This window comes from Brevibacillus humidisoli (assembly GCF_020923435.1).
Lineage (GTDB): Bacteria > Bacillota > Bacilli > Brevibacillales > Brevibacillaceae > Brevibacillus_E > Brevibacillus_E humidisoli.
Window position 1 is genome coordinate 3678856 of sequence record NZ_CP087263.1, and the last position, 20229, is coordinate 3699084.

The 20229-nt window shown below is 48.8% G+C and carries 23 protein-coding genes and 1 pseudogene; 7 read left to right on the forward strand and 17 right to left on the reverse strand.

Translation table 11 applies throughout. The features are described 5' to 3' along the window. Positions 1–11: 11 nt before the first annotated feature. From LOK74_RS17965 to LOK74_RS18010, 10 genes are all read right to left on the reverse strand, one after another. Entirely contained in the window at positions 12–1049 is a 1038-nt protein-coding gene (locus LOK74_RS17965; RefSeq protein WP_230043381.1) for a zinc-dependent alcohol dehydrogenase, read from the reverse strand. 279 nt (positions 1050–1328) lie between these two features. After that, complete coding sequence (locus LOK74_RS17970; protein ID WP_230043382.1) at positions 1329–2336, reverse strand: LacI family DNA-binding transcriptional regulator; 1008 nt, start codon at positions 2334–2336, stop codon at positions 1329–1331. A gap of 35 nt (positions 2337–2371) precedes the next feature. Continuing rightward, a complete protein-coding gene (locus tag LOK74_RS17975) occupies positions 2372–2692 on the reverse strand; it encodes a hypothetical protein (protein WP_230043383.1) in 321 nt (106 codons plus the stop codon). Between the two features lie 160 nt (positions 2693–2852). Continuing rightward, positions 2853–3686 (reverse strand): TIM barrel protein, encoded by an 834-nt coding sequence (locus tag LOK74_RS17980; RefSeq protein WP_230043384.1) that lies wholly within the window; start codon positions 3684–3686, stop codon positions 2853–2855. A 144-nt stretch (positions 3687–3830) separates the two neighbouring features. Then, positions 3831–4823, reverse strand: coding sequence for an SIS domain-containing protein (locus LOK74_RS17985; protein ID WP_230043385.1), 993 nt, complete (start codon positions 4821–4823; stop codon positions 3831–3833). A gap of 175 nt (positions 4824–4998) precedes the next feature. After that, positions 4999–5829: a carbohydrate ABC transporter permease gene (locus tag LOK74_RS17990; protein ID WP_230043386.1), complete on the reverse strand. Its 831-nt coding sequence runs from the start codon at positions 5827–5829 to the stop codon at positions 4999–5001. 5 nt (positions 5830–5834) lie between these two features. Then, positions 5835–6722: a carbohydrate ABC transporter permease gene (locus tag LOK74_RS17995; protein ID WP_230043387.1), complete on the reverse strand. Its 888-nt coding sequence runs from the start codon at positions 6720–6722 to the stop codon at positions 5835–5837. A gap of 61 nt (positions 6723–6783) precedes the next feature. Beyond that, the gene (locus LOK74_RS18000; RefSeq protein WP_230043388.1) at positions 6784–8094 is read right to left on the reverse strand and encodes an ABC transporter substrate-binding protein; all 1311 of its coding nucleotides are present in this window, start codon (positions 8092–8094) and stop codon (positions 6784–6786) included. A 94-nt stretch (positions 8095–8188) separates the two neighbouring features. Further along, positions 8189–9016, reverse strand: coding sequence for a fructoselysine 6-kinase (locus LOK74_RS18005; RefSeq protein ID WP_230043389.1), 828 nt, complete (start codon positions 9014–9016; stop codon positions 8189–8191). 86 nt (positions 9017–9102) lie between these two features. Then, positions 9103–9843 (reverse strand): GntR family transcriptional regulator, encoded by a 741-nt coding sequence (locus LOK74_RS18010; protein WP_230043390.1) that lies wholly within the window; start codon positions 9841–9843, stop codon positions 9103–9105. Between the two features lie 168 nt (positions 9844–10011). Here LOK74_RS18010 and LOK74_RS18015 point away from each other — a divergent pair, with 168 nt between their 5' ends. Both LOK74_RS18015 and LOK74_RS18020 read left to right on the forward strand, forming a co-directional pair. Further along, positions 10012–10473, forward strand: a complete 462-nt coding sequence (locus LOK74_RS18015) for a hypothetical protein (RefSeq protein ID WP_230043391.1) — start codon at positions 10012–10014, stop codon at positions 10471–10473. A 5-nt stretch (positions 10474–10478) separates the two neighbouring features. Beyond that, entirely contained in the window at positions 10479–10832 is a 354-nt protein-coding gene (locus LOK74_RS18020; RefSeq protein ID WP_230043392.1) for a hypothetical protein, read from the forward strand. 378 nt (positions 10833–11210) lie between these two features. On the opposite strand, the gene bioB is transcribed toward LOK74_RS18020, so the two are convergent. Continuing rightward, entirely contained in the window at positions 11211–12209 is a 999-nt protein-coding gene (gene bioB, locus LOK74_RS18025) for a biotin synthase BioB (RefSeq protein ID WP_230043393.1), read from the reverse strand. A gap of 145 nt (positions 12210–12354) precedes the next feature. On the opposite strand from bioB, the gene LOK74_RS18030 reads away from it, so the two are divergent. Then, entirely contained in the window at positions 12355–12927 is a 573-nt protein-coding gene (locus LOK74_RS18030) for a biotin transporter BioY (RefSeq protein WP_230043394.1), read from the forward strand. Between the two features lie 25 nt (positions 12928–12952). Here LOK74_RS18030 and LOK74_RS18035 read toward each other — a convergent pair whose 3' ends face one another. The 5 genes from LOK74_RS18035 to LOK74_RS18055 form a co-directional block, all read right to left on the reverse strand. Continuing rightward, entirely contained in the window at positions 12953–14329 is a 1377-nt protein-coding gene (locus tag LOK74_RS18035; protein WP_230043395.1) for a hypothetical protein, read from the reverse strand. Next, complete coding sequence (locus LOK74_RS18040) at positions 14326–14535, reverse strand: hypothetical protein (protein ID WP_230043396.1); 210 nt, start codon at positions 14533–14535, stop codon at positions 14326–14328. Before LOK74_RS18040 ends, LOK74_RS18035 begins: the two co-directional genes overlap by 4 nt. Then, complete coding sequence (locus tag LOK74_RS18045; RefSeq protein ID WP_230043397.1) at positions 14529–14789, reverse strand: hypothetical protein; 261 nt, start codon at positions 14787–14789, stop codon at positions 14529–14531. Before LOK74_RS18045 ends, LOK74_RS18040 begins: the two co-directional genes overlap by 7 nt. A 9-nt stretch (positions 14790–14798) precedes the next feature. Beyond that, on the reverse strand, positions 14799–14975 hold the full coding sequence (locus tag LOK74_RS18050) for a hypothetical protein (protein ID WP_230043398.1): 177 nt from the start codon (positions 14973–14975) through the stop codon (positions 14799–14801). 67 nt (positions 14976–15042) lie between these two features. Further along, positions 15043–15486: a UTRA domain-containing protein gene (locus tag LOK74_RS18055; protein WP_255679617.1), complete on the reverse strand. Its 444-nt coding sequence runs from the start codon at positions 15484–15486 to the stop codon at positions 15043–15045. A 97-nt stretch (positions 15487–15583) separates the two neighbouring features. Between LOK74_RS18055 and istA the strand changes: the two genes are divergently transcribed. Both istA and istB read left to right on the forward strand, forming a co-directional pair. Further along, entirely contained in the window at positions 15584–17095 is a 1512-nt protein-coding gene (istA, locus tag LOK74_RS18060; protein ID WP_007780157.1) for an IS21 family transposase, read from the forward strand. After that, a complete protein-coding gene (gene istB / locus LOK74_RS18065; protein ID WP_007780154.1) occupies positions 17092–17811 on the forward strand; it encodes an IS21-like element helper ATPase IstB in 720 nt (239 codons plus the stop codon). The genes istA and istB overlap by 4 nt, the downstream gene beginning before the upstream one ends. Here the strand turns inward: istB and LOK74_RS18070 are convergent. Further along, positions 17784–18230 carry a GntR family transcriptional regulator gene (locus LOK74_RS18070; protein WP_230043399.1) on the reverse strand — a complete coding sequence of 149 codons (447 nt, stop codon included), beginning with the start codon at positions 18228–18230 and terminating at the stop codon, positions 17784–17786. The two genes, istB and LOK74_RS18070, sit on opposite strands and share 28 nt — an antisense overlap. A gap of 174 nt (positions 18231–18404) precedes the next feature. Here LOK74_RS18070 and LOK74_RS18075 point away from each other — a divergent pair, with 174 nt between their 5' ends. Together LOK74_RS18075 and LOK74_RS18080 are read left to right on the forward strand one after the other, a co-directional pair. After that, complete coding sequence (locus LOK74_RS18075; RefSeq protein WP_230043400.1) at positions 18405–19628, forward strand: IS256 family transposase; 1224 nt, start codon at positions 18405–18407, stop codon at positions 19626–19628. 47 nt (positions 19629–19675) lie between these two features. Beyond that, a pseudogene (locus LOK74_RS18080) lies at positions 19676–20158 on the forward strand (IS256 family transposase); the annotation flags it as partial. Positions 20159–20229: the final 71 nt, after the last annotated feature.

The following is a 20229-nucleotide window of genomic DNA, read 5'->3' on the forward strand; positions in this document are numbered from 1 at the left end:
AAAATCTCTCTCTAATCGTAATCGTAGTAGAGCAGCACTTTCCCGCCCTGTTTTTGCTCACAGATCTCAAAGGCTTTTTCCCAAGAGCTTAGCGGCAACGTGTGGGTAATGAGCGGTTTGAGGTTGAGTTTTCTCTGCTCCCAGATGCTCATCACCTTTTCCCAGGACGACATCGAGTGCGCCAGTGATCCGCAGAGTTCAATCTGCTTGTACAGAACGAGATCGAAATCAATTGTAATCTCCCGCCCCACAATGCCCACCTGCATATATTTCCCTCTAGGTTTAAGCGCTTTCAAACAACTGGCGATGGAGGCGCCTGCTCCTGCACATTCTACCGCGGCGTCAACTCCTCGACCGTTTGTTTCCCGCTTCAGCACATCATCCAGGTTCTCTGTCAGCACATCGACAACGACATCTGCCCCCATCTGTTCCGCCAATCGCAACCTTCCTTTGTCAGCTGTGGTACCAGCGACAATCACCTTGCAGCCGCGGGCAATCAGCAGTGACAGACAGAGCAAGCCGATCGGTCCCGGACCGGACAACAGCACCTGATCCCCCACATGAAGCGAGGTCAGCTCCTCGATTGGCTGCACGGCACATGCGAGCGGTTCTGACAGTGCAGCTTCTTCCAGCGTGAGGAAATCGGGAATCTTGCGGACCATATCTTCTCTGACCACGGCATACTTGGTAAAGCTTCCGTGTACTCCGTGCCCCATGCCCCTTCTGCTGGGACAAAACATGTAGAATCCCTGCCGACAGTAGTCGCATTCCCCGCATGTGACAGCTGTTGAGGGAAGTACCGTTACTCTGTCTCCCTCTCTCACATGTCGGACGCCTCGGCCAACCTCGGCCACAATTCCGGAAAACTCATGTCCCATGATAACGGGCGGATAGCTTTTAAACGTATCGTGATAGATGTGTAGATCGGTACCACATATACCGGAAAATTTCACTTCGACTTTAACCTGCCCATCTTCACAAGATGGTTCAGGCAAATCGATGATCTGGACATTCCCAAAGCCCGGTCTTATTTTTGCAAGTGCTTTCAATCAGGTCCCCCCTTACCATCGTGAAAAATATCTCGAGAAAGGTAAGCGCTTAACTCATTTCTTAACTGGAATTATAGTAAAGATTCAGATATCAGGCAACAGGAAATTACGAAAACAGACAAAAAATTATTTTTTTCTACACAAAAAATAGCGTTTGGTTGCTTTGGTCAACGTCTCCGAGTCAATAAATTAGGTAAGCGCTTCACCTTAAAAGCGTACATGTCCCGCTGTTCTATCCAGTCTCCAGTTGGGGAGGTTTCCTTTATTCTCTCAGCTAACCTATTTTTTTGGCTTCAGCGGCGCTGTCGAATCTCTTACGACCAGCTCAGGCAGCAGTACGATCCTGCTTTTGTGCCCTTTCTCGTTTTTGATTTCTGACACCATCAAATCGATCACTTCCCGGCCCATGCTTTGAATCGGCTGGGATACAGTGGTGAGCGGCGGATCGGTAATCGTTGCCAAAATCGTATTGTCGAAGCCGATCACCGACAGATCGCCCGGTACGGTTAAACCGTGTTCCTTGGCCGCTTGGATGGCACCGGCAGCCAACAGATCGTTGCAGGCGAAAATAGCGCTGGGAGGCTGCGGCGAATCGAGCAAGAGGTTGGCCACCCGTCTGCCCCACTCTACATTTGACTCTTGGACGAATTGAAAAGAAGGATGCGGCTGTAGCTGGTGCTCCTCCAGCACTTTCAAGTAGCCTCTCATCCGCTCCCGATTGCTCCAGACGTCCCTGGCGATGATACCGATATTTGTATGCCCCAGTTTGACGAGGTACGAAGTGGCCTCATATCCGCCTAGGAAATCATCGATTGAGACAGCATTCACCGCAAAGGATGGAAAGTCGCGAGCCACAATTGAAACAGGAAAACGTTCTTCTATCAACTGTTCCACCAGTTTCATTTTCTCAAATCCGGAAGCGAGGATGATGCCATCCACGCTTTTGCGCCGCAGCAGTTCCAGGTATTTTGCTTCCTTTTCCGGGAGATAATCCGTGCTGCAGATGACCAAACTGTACCCCAACTCATGTCCCCGGTCCTCAATACTGCGGGCAAGTTCCGCAAAAAAGGGGTTGGCCAGATCCGGTATGACCAGCCCAATCGTATGAGTGTACTTTCCCGTCAGTGCAGTTGCCATCACATTGGGTTGATAGTTTAGTTGTTCAATCACTTTCAATACTTTCTTTCTCGTTTTCTCGCTGATTCGGCCCGTATTGTTAATCACTTTGGAAACGGTTGCAATGGATACTCCGGCCATTTTTGCTACATCGTAAATAGTCGCCTTCATGTCGAAACTCCTCTTCACCATTCTGTTTATACACATTATAGGGTGAAATGGGCTTCCGCACAACGGAAAGAGTAAAGCGTTTTCCCTTTTCTTTGTCCGAACCATAGTGGTGTGCGCAAAGAGAAAAACAGGTGAGCGAAATCCTTGTCAGTGCCCACAGAGTCGGAGCGGAAACAAAGCGGTACACGTTTAGCGACCAACTGCTTCTCTGAAATACCCACGCCCCTTGAGGGCTTTTGGCCGCTGTACCGTTTTGTTGGAGCGGAGACGGTCACGACCGCTTCCCCGCAGGCACTGGCACGAGCCGAGCTCACCTGTTTTTCTCTTTGCGCCTCGTCACGTTTGCTTGGCTCCATTCTCCCTTTTCCCAACGGAACAGGTTGGACAGAACCTTCCCTTGCACTTTTAGGGAACTTTGCATAGAATCTGCCTTCTTCCCATACGTACAGCTCAAATCCTCTCTTGGGAGGGTTGTATAGTTCCCTTAACTTATCTTTTCAAACACCGCAGCTTTTTTTATGCTAGGTAGGGCTGCAGATGTCGCAGAGATTTTTCAATGGCCTGATCTGGATCGACGACGTACTGCATAGCAGTGAACTCCAGGGACAATGCTCCCCTATATCCGTATTGCGTCAAGGTATGGATGTACTGCTCCAACGGCAGCGTCCCGTCTCCCCACGCTAGATGGCCACCCGGATTTCCGTCGACGAAGTGAATGTGAGCCAGGTCATCCTGCAGCTGTTCAAAATAGCTTTCCATCTGCTCACCGGCCAACGCGAGCGGTATGGTATCGATCATGCCTTTGACAGCAGGGGAATCAATCGCGGTCAGCATCTTCACAAGCGTTGCTCGATCACAAACCAGATTGGATTCGACACGGGTCAGTGGTTCCAAGACGAGACAGATGCCATGCTTCTCTGCATCGACCGCTAACTGCTGTAGAGAGTGAAGAGCCCGCTCCCATGCTTCCTCGCTTGGTTCATTCCGATATCCCCATCCTGCCGTGACCAGCATCATCGGCGCCTCCAGTTCCACACATGCTTCCAGCGATTTGCGAAAGTAACGCACACTTCTCTCGCGAATATGCGACTCTTTCGCCGCCAGATTGATCGGGTACATGCACTGCTCAGGTGTAAAGCAGACCACACTTACTCCGCGCTGATCGATCTCCCGCTTTTTCCGCCGCATATCGCCCAGCGTATCATCCTCCACATAAAAATGAGGGGCAGCGCCCCACAATTCAATCTTTTCAAAGTGGTAGCGGACCATCGCATCGAGAAAGTACTCCAACGGATAATGCAGGTAGTGAAAGTTCATCCCCACGATTTGTGATCTGGCGATTTTCCCCATTGCTCATGCCTCCTCAGAAACAGAAATGTCCGACCTTACATAAATCGGCATCTTGAAAAAAACCGGCAGAGGCAAGGAGAGTATCGACGCCGCTGCTGCCAGCTCCCCTTGCTTGTCTGCCCAACCCCGATCTATATCCTTTGATCAATACTCCACTTTCCCCATGTACCTTCTGGTCTCCAGCGGATGATTGCGCGCTTTTGCCAGTGCGGTAGAGTAGACCCCCAGCACTTTGTTCAGCACGAGCGGAGCAATATAGCCCTTCACATCCTCCTCAATCCCGGTCATGTCAAACTCTTTTGCATCGATGATGACGAGATTCTTTCCGTATTTCTTGGAGAAGTTGGCCGCACGCTCTTCTAGCGGGCGAGTCTCATCCAAACCAAGCAGAATCACAAATGGCACATCTTCATCCAATATTTCAAACGGTCCATGAAAATACTCGCCGGCGTGAATCGGATGAGAGTGAATCCACTGCATCTCCATCAGGATGCAGATGCCAAACATATAAGCGGCGCAATAGTTGGAACCGCTGGCCATAGTGTAGATGATGCTGGCGTCCTTATACCGCTCGCCGAACTGCTCGGCCCGCTCTGCAAAGATCTCTTTGGCCCTGGCATACACATGATCGAGGTGCTCCAGGCTTTTTAGCATAGAGGAGAGGCGGTTGTTTCCTTCTTTCAGATAGAGCAAGCCTGTGACCAACTGATACATGATATAAAAATCGGTATTCTTGCCAATCGTCTCGTCAAAATAACTGGCTTTCTCGTATCGGATGACGCATTCCGATTCTTTGGCAAGGGGCGAGTCTTCACCCTGGGTCAGCGAGATGGTCAATGCTCCCTTTTGGCGAGCATAGGCGGCCGCCTGCACCGTCTCCGGCGTTTTTCCCGAATGGGAGCACAGGATTACCAGCGAGTTTTCCCCTAAAGTAGCCGGATCGCGATGGATGAACTCATTGGCGTTGTACACGTCGGAGGTAATCGTTTTGGCTTCCCGATCCAACAGATATTTGCTGGGATACATCAAAGCAGACGACCCCCCGCACGCAGCAAAGAATACACGATCAATGGTTCGCTCCTTCATCGCATCCAAAGCCTTTTGAACCTGCTCATTTTCCAATCCTTTTGTCAACATTTGCTTATCTCCTCTCCTTTTTGTATTGGAACAGGTGAAACCTGCTGTACAGGGCTGGCCCTGATCCACCCACCATGCACGCTTCTCACCACCCTATCCTTTTTGGTATATACCATTTATCCCAAAAAAGCAGCGTGTGGAATCCACACGGCCAAATGGTCTTGAAAAAGTGGTCTTATCCTTTGACACTTCCCGCCGACAAGCCGCGAACAAATTTTTTCTGCAGCAGGACAAACGCCACGACCATCGGAAGTGCAGCGATGGCCAACCCTGCCATCTGCATCCCGAAGTTGGTGTTCAACTGGCTCCTGAGATTCATCAGCCCAACAGGGATCGTCCTGAGATCGGTATCTTCGACGAAGACCATCGCAAACATAAACTCGTTCCAGATCGACATCCCTGTCAGTAGTGCGGCGGAAGCCAAAATGGGCTTGCCCATAGGCAGGACAATGTGCCAGTAGACTCTCCAGGTACTGCAGCCGTCCATGAGCGCAGATTCCTCAAGCTCTCTCGGGATCGAGAGAAAGTACGCCCTCATCAGAAAAATGGCGAAGGGCAGTTGAAAGGCCACGTAGGGTATGATCAGAGCCCAATAGGTGTTGTACAGCCCGATAGACTGCAGGATCTGATACAGAGAGATCAGGCTCGCCTGTGGAGCAAGCATCAGACCGCTCAAGATAATCAGCAGAAGCAGGTCGGCACCTGCAAAACGAAACCGGCTCAGCCCGTACGCTGCCATCGAACCAAGCAGCAAAATGATCAGCACCGAGACCGTCGTGACAAAAATGCTGTTGAAAAAGTACTGCCCGATCCCCACATCCCAAGCGCCTGTATAGTTTTCCCACATCCATTGTTTCGGAAGGGACCATGTATTGAGAAAAAACTCGCGATTGGTTTTAAACCCGTTCATGATCAACCAGAGCAGCGGATACAGGATACCGATCGCATAGAGCGTGAACCAGACCCATATGAGGATACGACACAGTTTGCTTTGCAGCGTAATCACCCCGCTCACACCTCCCGGCCCGATTTGGATAGCTTCATTTGCAGGACAGACAGGGTAAACGTGATGACAAAGATGACCGTCGCAATCGTCGTCGCATAGCCCATCTCGTCATTGCGAAAAGCTGCCCGGTATACCATCGTGCCCAGTACTTCCGTGGAACGCCCTGGCCCGCCAAATGTCATCACATAGACTTCATCAAATACTTTAAAAGCGCCAATCACCGTAATGATCGTACCCACCAGGATCATATCCTTGATCTGCGGGATCGTGATGGCAAAGAATGTCTGAATCCGATTGGCCCCATCGATCATCGATGCCTCATACAACTCACTGGGAATTTTGTGCATCGCAATCAGAAAAAGCATCGTCATATAACCGGTAAATTGCCATTGCGATACGGCGATAACCGCATAAATCGCTGTTTTGCTGTCACCCAGCCAGGCATGGGCCCATTCTGTTTGTCCTATCGCCTTGATCACCCCGTTCACCAATCCGATGTCGGGATTGTACAGCAGCTGCCAGAGCAACCCCACCACCGCAATGGAGATGACAGACGGGATAAAAAAGATCGTCCGAAACAACGGCTGCCATTTTCTGAACAAGCGATCCTCCAGAATCGCCGCGATCACCAAGCCCCCTCCGACCTGAAAGAGGATCGAAATCAAGGCATACAGCGAATTGTTTTTTAGCGCTGTATAAAAGACCGGGTCCTGGAACAGCCTGGCGTAATACTCCCACCCCACAAATACTTTCTCCACAGAGAAAGCACTCCATCTGAACAAGCTGTAATAGATGTTCAGAATCATGGGCAGGAAGACAAACATCAGGATGAGAAGGAGTGCCGGAAGAATAAACGGGAGCGCCGACCGGCCATTCTGATACGTCTTCAGCATCCGTTTCCCCTCCCTCGGCGAGGCAAGCGTCCAGGACGTCGGCTTGCCCCTGCCAGATTTGCTAGTTCACTTCCTGCTTCACTTCTTGTGCCACCGCCTGAACTTCTCGCATGATCTCCTCCGGTGACTTCGTGCCGTCCAACAGAAGCTGGATGTTGGACAGATAGACATCCGCTATTTTGGCGTGCACGTCGGTATCCAGCCACTGCGCCATACCTTCGGCCTGCTTCATCACCTCAACACCCTCCGCTACTTGCTTGAGAGCGGTTTGATCATTTGTCGCCCCAACGATCGGACTTGGCCAGCCCAGTTGTTTCACCATTTTTTCCGCATTCTCCTTGCTGGTCAGGAATTTGAGGAACATAATCGCTTCCTGCGGATGTTTGGTTTGGGATGAGACGATAAAACCATCTGGCGCTCCTGTGATGTAGTGTTGGTTCCCTTTCCCTTCTGTGATCTCGGGCATTGGGAAGAAGTCCCACTCGACTTGAATATTTTTCTCTACCGTCGGAAACTCTTCCAGCTCCACATAAATCATGGCTCCTTTTTCTGCATAGAACAGCTGTGTGGCCATATCGTGGGAGTTGGAATTGACGTTGTCGTTGAAATACTGTTTGTCCTGCAGTTCCTTCAGATACTCCAACGCCTTTATATAGCCTGGATCGGTAAACTCTCCTGTCCTCGGATCATAGTCCTTGATTCGTACGTCCGTCCCCACCATTTTTTGATTCAATCCGGCCAAATAATGGATCGCTGCCCACGGACTGCCGTTTCCGAGCATGATCGGCGTTTCTCCGGCCTGCTTCAACTTATCTAATAAATCCAAAAATTCATTCCATGTCTGAGGCTCCTCCAGCTGATGCTTCTCAAAGATCTGCTTGTTATAGACAAAGAACTTGCCGTTGAACCGGAGCGGAATCCCATATTGTTTTCCCTCTGCTGAAAACGGTTGCAAAGAGGCGGGAATAAAACTGTCGTTCCACGCAGCATCCTCGCGCAGATATGGTGTCAGGTCCAACGCTGCACCGGATCGGACAAACTTTCTGGCAAACTCTCCCGACCAGGAAAACATGATGTCAGGAACGGAGCCTCCTCCCATGATCACGCGGAGTTTGTCTTTCATCGGCTCATCCGCTACAGCTTCCATGCTGATCTTGATGTTTGGATGCTGCTTTTCAAATTCTTTGACTACTTCCTCGAAGTATGGAGAGTATTCCGGCTGAGGCCACTTATGAAGAAATTTTAGTACGATCTGACCATCACCCGCCGAATCCTGCGAAGTGGAAGTGGAGCCTGCACACCCGCTGAAGACCAACGAGAACAGGATCAGAATAATCATGGTCATGTTTTTACTTTTGCTTTTGCCAAACAATCGTGATCCCTCCTTGTTATGTTCCACGATGAATCGGTGCACACCGTTTTCTCGCGTCACGCTCCTCTTTGACCCCGGCCCCGAACAAGGCTTCCTAAACCGACTCCTCATACGAGATGCCGTATCCGAATGCGCCTTCAACCAAGCAGGTCTGTGCAGCGAATCGGGCAGCTTCCTCCAGCGCAGCCGAAAGACCTTGCTCCCCTTGCAGAAAACGGAGGATAAACACCGTGAAAAATGAATCGCCGGCCCCCAGCGTATCCACAGGATTGACATGATGAGGGTGCTGTCGGTAGACATGCTCTCCATCGTATACAATGGCCCCTCGTGATCCCATCGTCGCCAATGCCAGTCTGCTTCCGCAGGAGACGATTTGCTTCAACAATCCTTCTACCTCGTCCTCTGGCACATGTCCGCAGGAAAGCAGGCTGTAATCAATGAATGGGCATAGACGCTGGAGCAACGACGGGCTCCAATCACTGGAAAAGTCAAACGAAAGCGGAATTCCCGCTTGATGAATCTTCCTGATCTCCTGTTCCATTCCGCTGTATATGCTGCTGTGAACGAGGTGGAATGATTGAAGATATGCCAGGTCTGTTGACGTCAGTTGAATGGGGTGTTCATTTTGTACGCCCCCATGGTTCCCGCCGACGAATACCCGATCCCCGTCGATCAGATCGACCAGAGCATAACCGTTCTCCCCTTCATGCTGCCTGCAGTGGGAGATATCAATGTCGAGACTCTGCATCGTCTGGATGATATGACTGGCTGCCCGATCATTGCCAAATACGCCGAGATAAGCGGCATCGATTCCCAATTGCTTGGCGTATACGCTAAAGTTCAGGGCATTTCCGCCTGGATATATCACCTTTTTATGTACATATTTGTCCACGACATTGTCCCCTACACCAATAACCCTCACCTGGACCTCCCCCCTTGGTATATCTGAAAATGGTATATACCATTTCTCTTAAAAAAAAGAGGTGTGCCGCATGCTGTCCGATCTTTCTATTTTTTCAGGTGCGGCTCCGAATAGAACTTCACAATGTCACTGCGGGTGATCGATTTGGAGAACTCAATCTCCCGTCCTTCTTCGTCAAACGCAACGGCCTCCAGCAAAATGCACGGACTCTCCGATTTGATTCTCAGTAACTTGCTGTCCATTTCATCGGAGAACGTGACCTGCATGTATTCCTTGGCTCTGACCAGGATGATTCCATACTCATCCTCCAATATTTGATACAACGAGGTATCATCCTCAATCAGCGCTTCAATCCCCGGGCAGTATTGGTATGGAATAAAAGATTCTTCAATAGCGACCGGCGTCTGGTTTGCCAAGCGCAAACGCTTGATCACAATCACTTCCTCACCTACCGGGATCTTCAGCAGATTGGCCAGTCGCACCTTGGCCTGATCCCTATAGACCGAGAGTTTTTGCGTGCTCGGTATCAGCCCTTTGCCCAACATGCTTTTGGTAAAACTGTTGAAAGTAATGAAGTTCATTTCAATCTTTTGGTTGGATATAAACGTCCCGGCGCCCACTCTCCGTTCAACCACCCCTTCTCTTTCCAGGATGGAGAGGGTATGTCTGGCTGTCATCCGACTGATGCCGTACTGCTCCGCCAGTTCTCTCTCCGAAGGCAGCTTATCCCCAGGTTTTACCTTACCGCTTTCGATGTCTTCCATGATTTTGTCCTTTAGCTGCTTGTAAAACGGAACTGGTTCTCTTGCTCGATCATTTCGACTCATTGGCGATTTCTCCTGATTGGTATATACCGTTTGTGTGTATCATACAATTTTCCCACTTTTCAGTCAAGGCAAAAAATAAAAATCATTCATCTGCAATTGTTTAAATACCTGCAAGCATGTTTGCACTGCATACAAGCAAACAAAATTCCTCGTAAGGGAAGACAATACATGGTTTTGGTTGTGTTTGCATCTGTTACCTGGGTGATCCTGGCCCTGTTTATGATGCTCCCCAACAAACTCGATAAACAAGACAATACCTTTTTCTTTATGGTTCTAATCCTTCTGAATTGCAACGGGTCCTGGATTTTTATTGAGGAGATGAAAGCGATCAAACTTGCTTCGCCGCTGCCTGCTAATTTCTCCTTTTTACTGTTTCGTACAATCATTCCGTACTCAATTATGCTGTGTCAGAACATATGGCTCTCTAGTGTCTCATGGCAACAGAAATCAATCATGACGATCACCGTGTATACCTTTTTGACGGTGATGGAATGGGTCGGTCTTCAGTTCAGCGTATATGAATTCGAAAAGTGGCACTTGGTCTACTCTGTTGTCTTTTATATTTTCCTGCAAATCGCGACCTTCGTCCTGTACAAATGGTATCAGCATGCTGCTTGCAAAGAGGAGTAAACCCGATGATGTTTTTTAGCGACGATTATCTTAGCAAAGAAGCGATTTTTATCTATTTTGTTTTAGTAGCGGGTTTCTCGTCCTTGCTGCTGCCTAAAAAGTTCCCAATGAAGCTGACGATTCTCATGCTATTATGGGGATTCAGCGTGGATACCATCTACGATTTTTCCATCGGCGGCCACAAACTTGATTTTTATGACACGTTCCATAATCCACGCTATACGCTGATAGATCTGCTGACGTATATCGTTTTTCTCCTTTTCCCTATATCTTTCTTTACTTTTATGAGCATTTTCACATCCGTGGATATAGGGCGGTCTTTTATGTCCTCGGCTGGTCTGCTTTTGCGATTTTTTTGAAGAGGAGCGCTGAGAGGACACCAGAACGGCGTCGTCAGAGCGCTCTCTTGTAGTAGCATGTTCTCCTGACCTTGTGCTGTTACAACTACAAAGCCTTTCACTCCTTTTCTTTTTCTGCTACATACCACTCGACGCTCTGATGCGATTTCTTATCGTAAACGATCCCATCGCCGTCCATGGAGATACTCTTTCTTTCCTTTAACTCCAGATTGCGCTGCGCTTCCCGAATATCTCCAAGCGTCTGCTCCTTTTCCTCGATTTGGTATCATCCTGTGCCCAGGATGGCCGTTTCGGCCGTTTGCCCCTACAGTGAACACCCAAAAAGCGGCGCCGGTCGACTTGCTGCCCGCTATCATTCAGCCGACGGGATGTGGATCGTTACAAGGCACACGTCTCGATCTCAAATCCCAAATCCTCAATCATGCTCCAGTCTTCTGTCGGCTCTTGCCCTCCTGTCGTCAGGTAGTCTCCGACAAATATGGCATTAGCCGCATAGAGTCCCAGCGGCTGCAGCGACCTCAGATTTACTTCGCGTCCTCCCGAGATGCGGATCTCTTTGGTTGGATTGACGAAGCGCATCATCGCCAAAAGCCGCAAGCACCGGCGCGGGTGCAGTTCTTTTCGCCCCTCCAGCGGGGTGCCCTCAATGGCATGTAAAAAGTTGCACGGGATCGAATCGGCATCCAGTTCTCGCAGGGCAAATGCGATTTCTACCGCTTCTTCGTCGCTCTCCCCCATGCCAAAAATGGCCCCCGAACAGGGAGATATCCCCGCTTCCTTCGCCTTCACCACGGTATCTACACGGTCCTCATACGTGTGAGTGGAGGTGATATTCCGGTAGTTTTGCTTACTTGTATTCAGGTTGTGGTTATAGCGGTGAACACCGGCGGCAGCCAGTCTGGTGGCGTGTTCCTCATTCAAAAAACCGAGGCAGCAGCAAATTTTCAGATCTGTCGTCGCCCGGATCTCCTCGACCGCTCCGATCACATGCTCAATCTCTTTATCCGTAGGTCGTCGTCCTGATGCGACGATGCAGTACGTGCCTGCCTTGCGTCGGATCGCCTCCTCTGCTCCTTTGAGAATCGTCTCTTTTGTGAGCCAGGCGTATTTGTCGATCGGCGCTTCCGAGACGATGGATTGGGAGCAATAGCCGCAATCCTCGGGACACAAGCCTGACTTCGCATTTATGATCATATTCAGTTTTACTTTTTTGCCATAATACGTGCTCCGAATCAGATAAGCCGCTTGCATCACCTCAAGAAGCTGATCATCGGGGGAGCGAAGAATAGCTAAAGCTTCCTCCCTGGAAATCGGATAACCCCCTATTACTTCTTTCGCCAATCTCTTCCAATCCTGTGCCTTTATCACGAATTCCACCCCGTCTCCCCCTCAACAAGAAATATGTTAACCAAATAAACAAACAAGGTTGACAATTCAAGAACATTCTACCATACTGAAAACATTACTCGCAATAATTGTTAACCAAACATATAAAACAAGTTTACAAAAAGGGGGATTACCAATGCGTTCACACCAAACCAAAATGATGATTCTTGTCGCGCTTTTTGCTGCCATTACAGCCGTTTGTGCCCAAATCTCGTTTTCGATCGGACCGGTTCCCTTTACCTTGCAAGTGTTGGCGATCAGCTTGACCGGCATGCTGTTAGGCAGACGCTGGGGAACGGTATCGGTCATCGTCTATCTCTTGTTAGGCGTGATGGGTGCTCCTGTTTTTGCGGGGTATCAAGGCGGGCTGCAAGCCATAGCCGGGAAAACTGGGGGTTATCTGCTTGCCTTTATACCAGCCGTTTATGTGATCGGCTTGATCCTTGAGCGGGGCAAGATTAGCGTGTGGAAAGCGTTTCTTGCCAATCTGCTGGGACTATTGATCATCTATGCGATCGGGGCCTCCCATCTAAAGCTGATTCTGAATCTATCCTGGGAACAAGCTTTCCTGTTTGGCGTCATGCCGTTTATCATTCCTGATCTGATCAAGATTGTGTTCGCTTCCTCGCTCGGTGTCATCATCTTGAAGCGACTTGTATCTGCTGGTTTTCCAGTTCAAACGAAACATATGCAAAAAAACACCGCTTAGCGCGGTGAAAGATTGAGCAACGCATTTACTCTTTGCCATCCCGTATAGGAACAAACCCCTTGATGTTGATTTGTTCTTGTTCGTACCTTACCACGTCAATCTTGTATGTCTCTTTCTCGGGAACGGCAATGGAGCGTGTGAACGTCTGCGATTCGGAGTCAAACGTTTCTTCACCCAGCGGCACGCCTTCAATGGAGAAGTGGGTCTCCTCTGACTTAGCTTCCCCAGGGAACTCCAGATGGAGTTGGTCATTCTCGTAATAAGCTCGGAGAATACGGATCTTTTTGCTGCCAAGCGTCACCTCGTGAGGCTCCCCGTTTGGCTTCAGTGTGAAACTACTCGTGATCTCTTGCACCGCTTCAATGCCGTCAAATCGCAGGCTCAGTTCTTGTGGAGCCCGTCCGAAGTACAAGGAGGGCATCATGTCCAGATAATAGACAGCGTTCTCTCCTTGCTGCTGAACAGAAACGCTGGGCGTCACGATCACCCTGGTGTATTCTTTGCGATGATCATCTACCACTTCCACGTTTCGCAAACCCCTCAGGCTGTATCCCTCTGCCAACTCAGCCTCCATCTTGATTCGCATCACAGTCGGATACGCCTTAATCTCGTTTACGCGCAGATTGCGCAAGACGTCTTGTGTTCCAAGCTGCGGTTTGGCAGTGGTGGCTGACTGTATCACTTTCTCCGATTGAGCGATATCAACGGGCAGGGAAACGGGTACGTTGGCTACCTGTTTCTGATCCGCCCTCATATCTTTGATCAACAAAGAAATGGCTGGCTGCGGTTTGCTGAGAATGTTTTTGATCTCACCCTCTTTCAGCGTGAAGATCGCCTTTTTGATCAGATAGTGCTTCCCATTGATCAATTGGTAGTCTGAACTTTCACTGCCACCGCTGATCTTCAGATTGGGTTCGGTAGTCAACCCTGCGTAGATGGCTTCTCTTTTCGCTTCCTCCGGCTGCTGAGCAATCGCTTCAATCTCATCTCCGGAAAGCAGCACCGTATAACCCATACGCAGCTGGTCAACCATAATATCCTTCACTTGGATAGTGAAACCGGATTGTTCTGTCCGAATCTCAGGAAGTATCTTGTATCCGTGATAGATTGCATTGGAAAAGCCTACGTCCGGTACCAACCACTCAAATGAAGCTTCCTGGTGGTTCGCTGTTCTCTTTCCCGAAATGATGGGGTCTATCGGGGTGATGCCATACAGCAGCATCGCGAAGCAAGCGGCAAAACTGGCTGACCAGGCCATTTTCTTCCATTGCTGGTGCAGGTTCTTCCCTTGCATACGGGCCAATACCTTTGTTTCCAAACGGTCATGGCGATAGGGATATTCCCTCTCGACCATTTGTCTGGCAGATTGGGCAAACTCTTGCAGTAGTTTTTCCTCGCTCATTGCTCTTCCTCCTTGGACTTGGTCATCAGGTTTTTCAGCTGCTTTCTGGCACGATGCAATCTGGTCCGCACGACTTCCTCCGTCACGGAGAGAATATCGGCATCTCCTTGATCGATAAATCCTCGTTCTAATGCCAGCGCTTTCGGAGCTCGTTTAGCCTCTGCTGCTTGTTCTCCCGTACTCTCGACCCTATAGGAGCTTAGCACATCTCCTGCTCCCTCTGTTCCGATGGGAGCTGGTCATTGGTATCGTACGTGAACCATTTAAATCCTTCCACAGCTTCGGTCCCCTTGTTGATCACGACTCTGGCATACCCTTCGTCGTTTCGCAGCTCGGCTTCGATCACGGCAGCCGATGTGTCCTTTATGACGAGCTGATAACGGTTTAGTTCCGTTACGGCTTTTTTCAGCGGCTGCAATGCCTTCACCACGGTAGCCTTAGCTTTTTGCTCCGACAGCATGGCTGCAGATTACTGCCAGTCCCCTTGCTGCCCTGAAGTGATCGGTTTGCCGACGATAAAAGCCAAGGCCAGACAGGCAGCCACGGTTCCTGTCACATACAACTTGCGGTATCCTCTGCCCTTCCTCTGAGCGAGCTGCTGCTGAATGCGCTTCTCCAGTTCTGGGGTAAACCGAACATCTTGCACGAAAAAAGGGAGCCTTGCTCGACTGAGCAAAGGCCCCCTTTTTTATTGCCGTGCGCCATCGTTTCTGTTACTCATCTATCATCTGAACATCTTCGGTCGAATCCATCGTAAGCGTGAATGACACCTTGTTTGAAGGCAGGAATGACAGCGTATAATGAATCGGAACACTTTTTCGATCAAAGGCAATTTTTTCAACCTCAAACAAGGGAATGTCCTGCGTACAGTTTAAAAACTCCGCCTGCTCTGCAGTGGCATTGACGATACTGATCGTTTTGGTATTGCGAACGGCTTGAATCTGGTATACCTCTTTTAATATCTGATAGGTTGAATGGGAATCCCCGATGTGCTTGTCCAAATCGGGAAATCTCCTCAGCGAGTAGTAACTTGTCTCGCTGTGGATCGGCTCGTCTTTTATCAGGTGAAGTCGTTTCAGCTCTAAAAGCGGCTCTTCACGCTCAACCTGCAGCGCTTCGGCCTGTTTATGGCATGATTTAAATGTACTAAATGGCAGCTAATTTATGCTCATATTAAAAAGAGCCACTTGCCAACATCTATTAAAAAACATACACTCCCCGTTGGGCATAACGTTCATGGGAGGTATATAGGAGATGTTAGCAATGGCTGAAGTCAATTATATCAGACATGAAACAAACACAAAAGGTCGCTCCTACTCTTCTGTTGCAAGACAGATGAATATGGATCGCAGGACAATCAAGAAGTATTCGGAGATGGAGGATTTCAATCAGGAGGTGAAGTCTGTACAGACAAGGAAAGCCAATGTAATGGATCCGGTTAAACCAATCGTTGATCAATGGCTACTTGAAGATATGGGGAAGAAAAAGAAGTTCAGAAGAACCGCAAAGCGAATCTATACTCTTCTCGTTTCGGAACATGGATTCCAAGGCTCTGACCGTACGATTCGTGCCTATGTGGCGAAAAGGAAAGCCGCCTTATTGGACGAGAGCAATGACACTGCCTTACCGTTAGAGGCGAAGGCCGGCACAGCACAGGTAGATTTTGGGGAAGCTCCTTTTAAGCACAGGGGAAAAGAGGTCATCTTGCCCTTCCTCGTCCTCTCATTCCCTTACAGCAATTCATTCCTGTTTCAAGTGTTCCCTTCCCAAAACCGGGAGTGTTTTCTACAAGGACTGACGAACATGTTCGCCTTTCTAGAAGGCGTGCCGCATACGATCCGTTTCGATAACCTGTCACCTGCGGTGAAGAAAGTGCTGCCAAACGGGGAACGGCAAGTAACAGAGGAATTCGCTCGTTTTGTTGCCCATTATGGCTTCCAATATGAATTCTGCAATCCGGGAAGCGGAAACGAGAAAGGGCACGTGGAAGCAATGGTCAAATACATACGAAACAACTATCTGTTGCCGGAAATCCACTATGAAGACCTGTCGGTCTTGAATGAGAAGACCCTGAATTGGAGCCTGGGGGATCGGAAACGTTGCCACTATGAAAAGGATACCCTGATTGCCGAACTATATTTGGAAGACAAGGAGCGCTTCCTCCAACTGCCCGGTAAAGCGTACGAATGCGTTCGGTTCGAGCAGGTCAAAGCGGATAAATACGGAATCGTCCGTATTGACCAAAAGCAATATTCCACTTCGCCACGCTTTGCGGGACAAGCGGTATTGGCGAAGATCTCATTTGATACGATCTCGCTTCTGAACGAGGAAAATGAAGTGATCGTACGCCACCCCAGATTATATGGGGAGACAAAGAAGTCGATGGACTGGCAACCTTATCTGACCTTGATGGCAAAGAGGCCAACCGCTTTGAAATACAGCTCATTCTACGATCAATTGCCGGAGGAATGGAAAGCCTTTTTCGGTGAATGTACAGTCGAGGAGAAACGGAATGCTCTCCAACTTTTATCCGTCATATTAAAGGAACAGGATTTCGACATATCTCTACAAGCCCTACGGATTGCATCCGAACATGGACATCCTACCACGGAATCCATCAAGCACGTCTATTATCAGCTTGTGAATGGACGAGGCATTCGAGAAACACTGTCGCTTCCGCCTTCAGTGCCATCAACTAGAAATTCAAGCAGAGGCCTCTCTCATTATGATCGGTTGATGATTATGCCAGGAGGTGAGCAGCGGTGAGAAGCCTCATTGAAGAGCATGCCAAGCGTTTGAAATTAAGTTGGATACGGGAGAATTATCACGCGGTGGAAGCTGAAACACATGAAGAATTTCTGCTCTGCTTATTCGAAAGGGAAATACAGCAACGAGAGGAACGGAAGCTCAATCTCCTTCTCAGTCAATCCTGTTTGCCGGATATATCTGGCAAGCAGCTAGAATGGCACGGTATTCATATGAATGGAAACATTACAAAGGAAGAAATCTTGCAAGGCAGGTTCATAGAGAGAAAAGAGAATTTAATCCTATATGGAGGCGTCGGGGTCGGGAAAACGCTTATGGCAGCCTTGGCAGGCTGGAACTGCATCCAAAAAAGCCAAAAACGGGTGCGCTTCTATACAGTCGCTCAACTCGTGAACAGCCTGTTAGAGGTTAACGAGAAGGGAACTCTTGGTAGGCTGTTTAAACAAATAGAGAGCCTGGATCTATTAATTCTTGATGAATTAGGCTATGTACCCCTTCACAAGCAAGGAGCAGAGTTACTGTTTCAAGTGATCAATCTGTGTTATGAAAAGCGTAGTGTCATCATAACCACGAACTTACAGTTCGGCCAATGGAATCACGTTTTTGGCGATCCAATACTGACGGAAGCATTCATTGATCGTCTCATTCACTATTCGCATTTGATTGTTTTTAATCGTGATAGTTTTCGTCATAAGGATTCACTGATGAATCGATGATACCCTGGTTGGCAAGTGTGCATTTTTAATTGCCAAGCGGTACATTTTCTACTTGCCAAATACACTTCGGCCTGCCGCCAAGACGCGGGAACCACTTTTTTCGACAAGATGCGGATATGGGGGTCTTTTCCTGACTGCAACAGGAATTCTGTGAATCCATTGACGGCAATCAGTTCGCGCTTTAACTTATTGCTAGTAACAAATGTCCCTTTGCCATGCAGCTTTCGCAGGATTCCCTGTTCAACCAGTTCTGTTATCGCCCTTCTTGTTGTGATCCGACTGACCCCGTACTTTTCACATAATTCGGTCTCTGCCGGCAATTGAGCGCCGATGCTGTATACCCCTTCATTGATGTCTTTTTTTATCGCATCCATCAACTGTTCATATAACGGTTTTAAACTCGTTTTATTTAATTTCATTACATCTTCTCCTATAAATAGTAAGAGATCGATTATTACTCCTATCATATCATAGTTGAGTCCGTATAATTGTGTAAAATGCTAGACTCCCCAAAAGAAAGGGAGCCATATTCAAATCCCTCAGTTAGAATGGTGTTGTCGAAGCAACATTCTAAATGGACGAGGTGTTATGAAATGGCTCAATACCAGATTAACGTAGATTCGCAGCTTTTGCATCAACTGTTTCTAGGAAACTCCCAAGATGCCGGTGTAGCAAAACTGCTAGAATCGGTCTTAAACCAAGTCTTGCAAGCGCAGGTGACGGAACAAGTGGAAGCCGATCGTTACGAGCGTACCGAAGATCGACAAGGTTACCGGAATGGTTCTTATCCTCACCCATTACATACACGTGTCGGTACGATTGTGCTAAGTGTGCCCCGGATTCGTGGTGCCAAGTTTTCTACGGAACTCTTTATGCGCTACCAGCGAAGTGAACAAGCACTGATCCTCGCCATGATGGAAATGGTCATCAACGGTGTCTCCACACGTAAAGTGTCACAAGTGACGGAGGAGCTCTGCGGCACAGAGTTTTCGAAATCAACGGTCTCCGACCTGTGTAAACGTCTCGATCCAATCGTCACGGCTTGGAATAACCGTCCGCTGTCGGATAGCCGTTTTCCTTTTGTTCTCGTTGATGCGCTGTATCTGAAAGTGCGTGAAGACGGTCGTGTTCGCTCTCGAGGCGTAATGCTTGGTATTGGCGTGAATACAGATGGACACCGCGAAGTATTGGGCCTCATGTTGGGCGATACAGAGTCCGAAGAAAGCTGGAGCGAATTCTTCAGTTGGCTGAAGTCTCGTGGACTTCGCGGTGTGGATCTTGTTGTATCTGATGATCATGGAGGCTTAGTGCGTTCCATTCGTCAACAATTACAAGGCGTCGCTTGGCAACGATGCCAAACGCACTTCATGCGTAATGTCCTGGATGCGACGCCCAAAGGGCTTAAGGACGAAATCTATCCGAGAGTACGCGCAATTCTAGAGGCACCTGATCCAGCCACTGCAAGAATGATGCTTGAACAAACGATCGCAGCATACGAGGAAAAAGCGGCGAAAGCAATGCGGATCCTAGAAGCTGGCTTTGACGATGCTACGGCTGTTCTGAGCCTTCCAGAAACATACCGTAAACGTCTACGGACTACGAACAGCGTTGAGAGGCTGAATGAGGAGGTACGTCGTCGCGAACGCGTCATACGCATCTTTCCAAACCGTGAATCGGTCATTCGACTCATCGGTGCCCTACTCATGGAACAAGACGAGAAATGGGCTGCCGGCAAGAAGTATCTCGATATGGCCGAATACTTAGAATGGCGGGGAAACAGACCAAAGTCCGCTTCTAAAGTGACACGCATTATGTAGCAAATTCTAGCTGAGGGAATTTACACACAAATTCGGACTTGATCGCTTTTCCGAAAACCCAAATTCAACTGTGCGTCATCCACCAGATTCGTAACTCTATGAAATATGTTCCGTTCAAAGAAGAAAAGTTAGTCTTGGCAGATTTAAAGAAAGTCTATCAAGCCCTTACGTTAGAAGAAGCTGAGACTGCTTTTTCTACGTTCAAAGACAAGTGGGGAAAGAAGTATCCCATCATTATTCGCTCCTGGGAAAACAACTGGCTCGAACTGACCGCCTATTTCAGCTATCCCCCAGAGATACGCAAGATGATTTATACGACGAATATCATCGAGGGCTATCATCGGCAACTCCGTAAGGTCACAAAGACAAAAACGGCTTATCCATCCGATGATGCTCTACGGAAAATCATCTATCTGGCTACCGTTGAGGCATCGAAGAAATGGACTATGCCGCTTCGGAGTTGGAAAGAATGTATATCGCAACTTGCCATCCATTTTGGAGATCGATTGCAAGGGGAACTGTCCGCATAATTGGGCTGTTGAGTCGGCTTGACATGGAGCCTCTGCGGGCATGATTTCTTGCGATTGGGCGATGCCAGTAA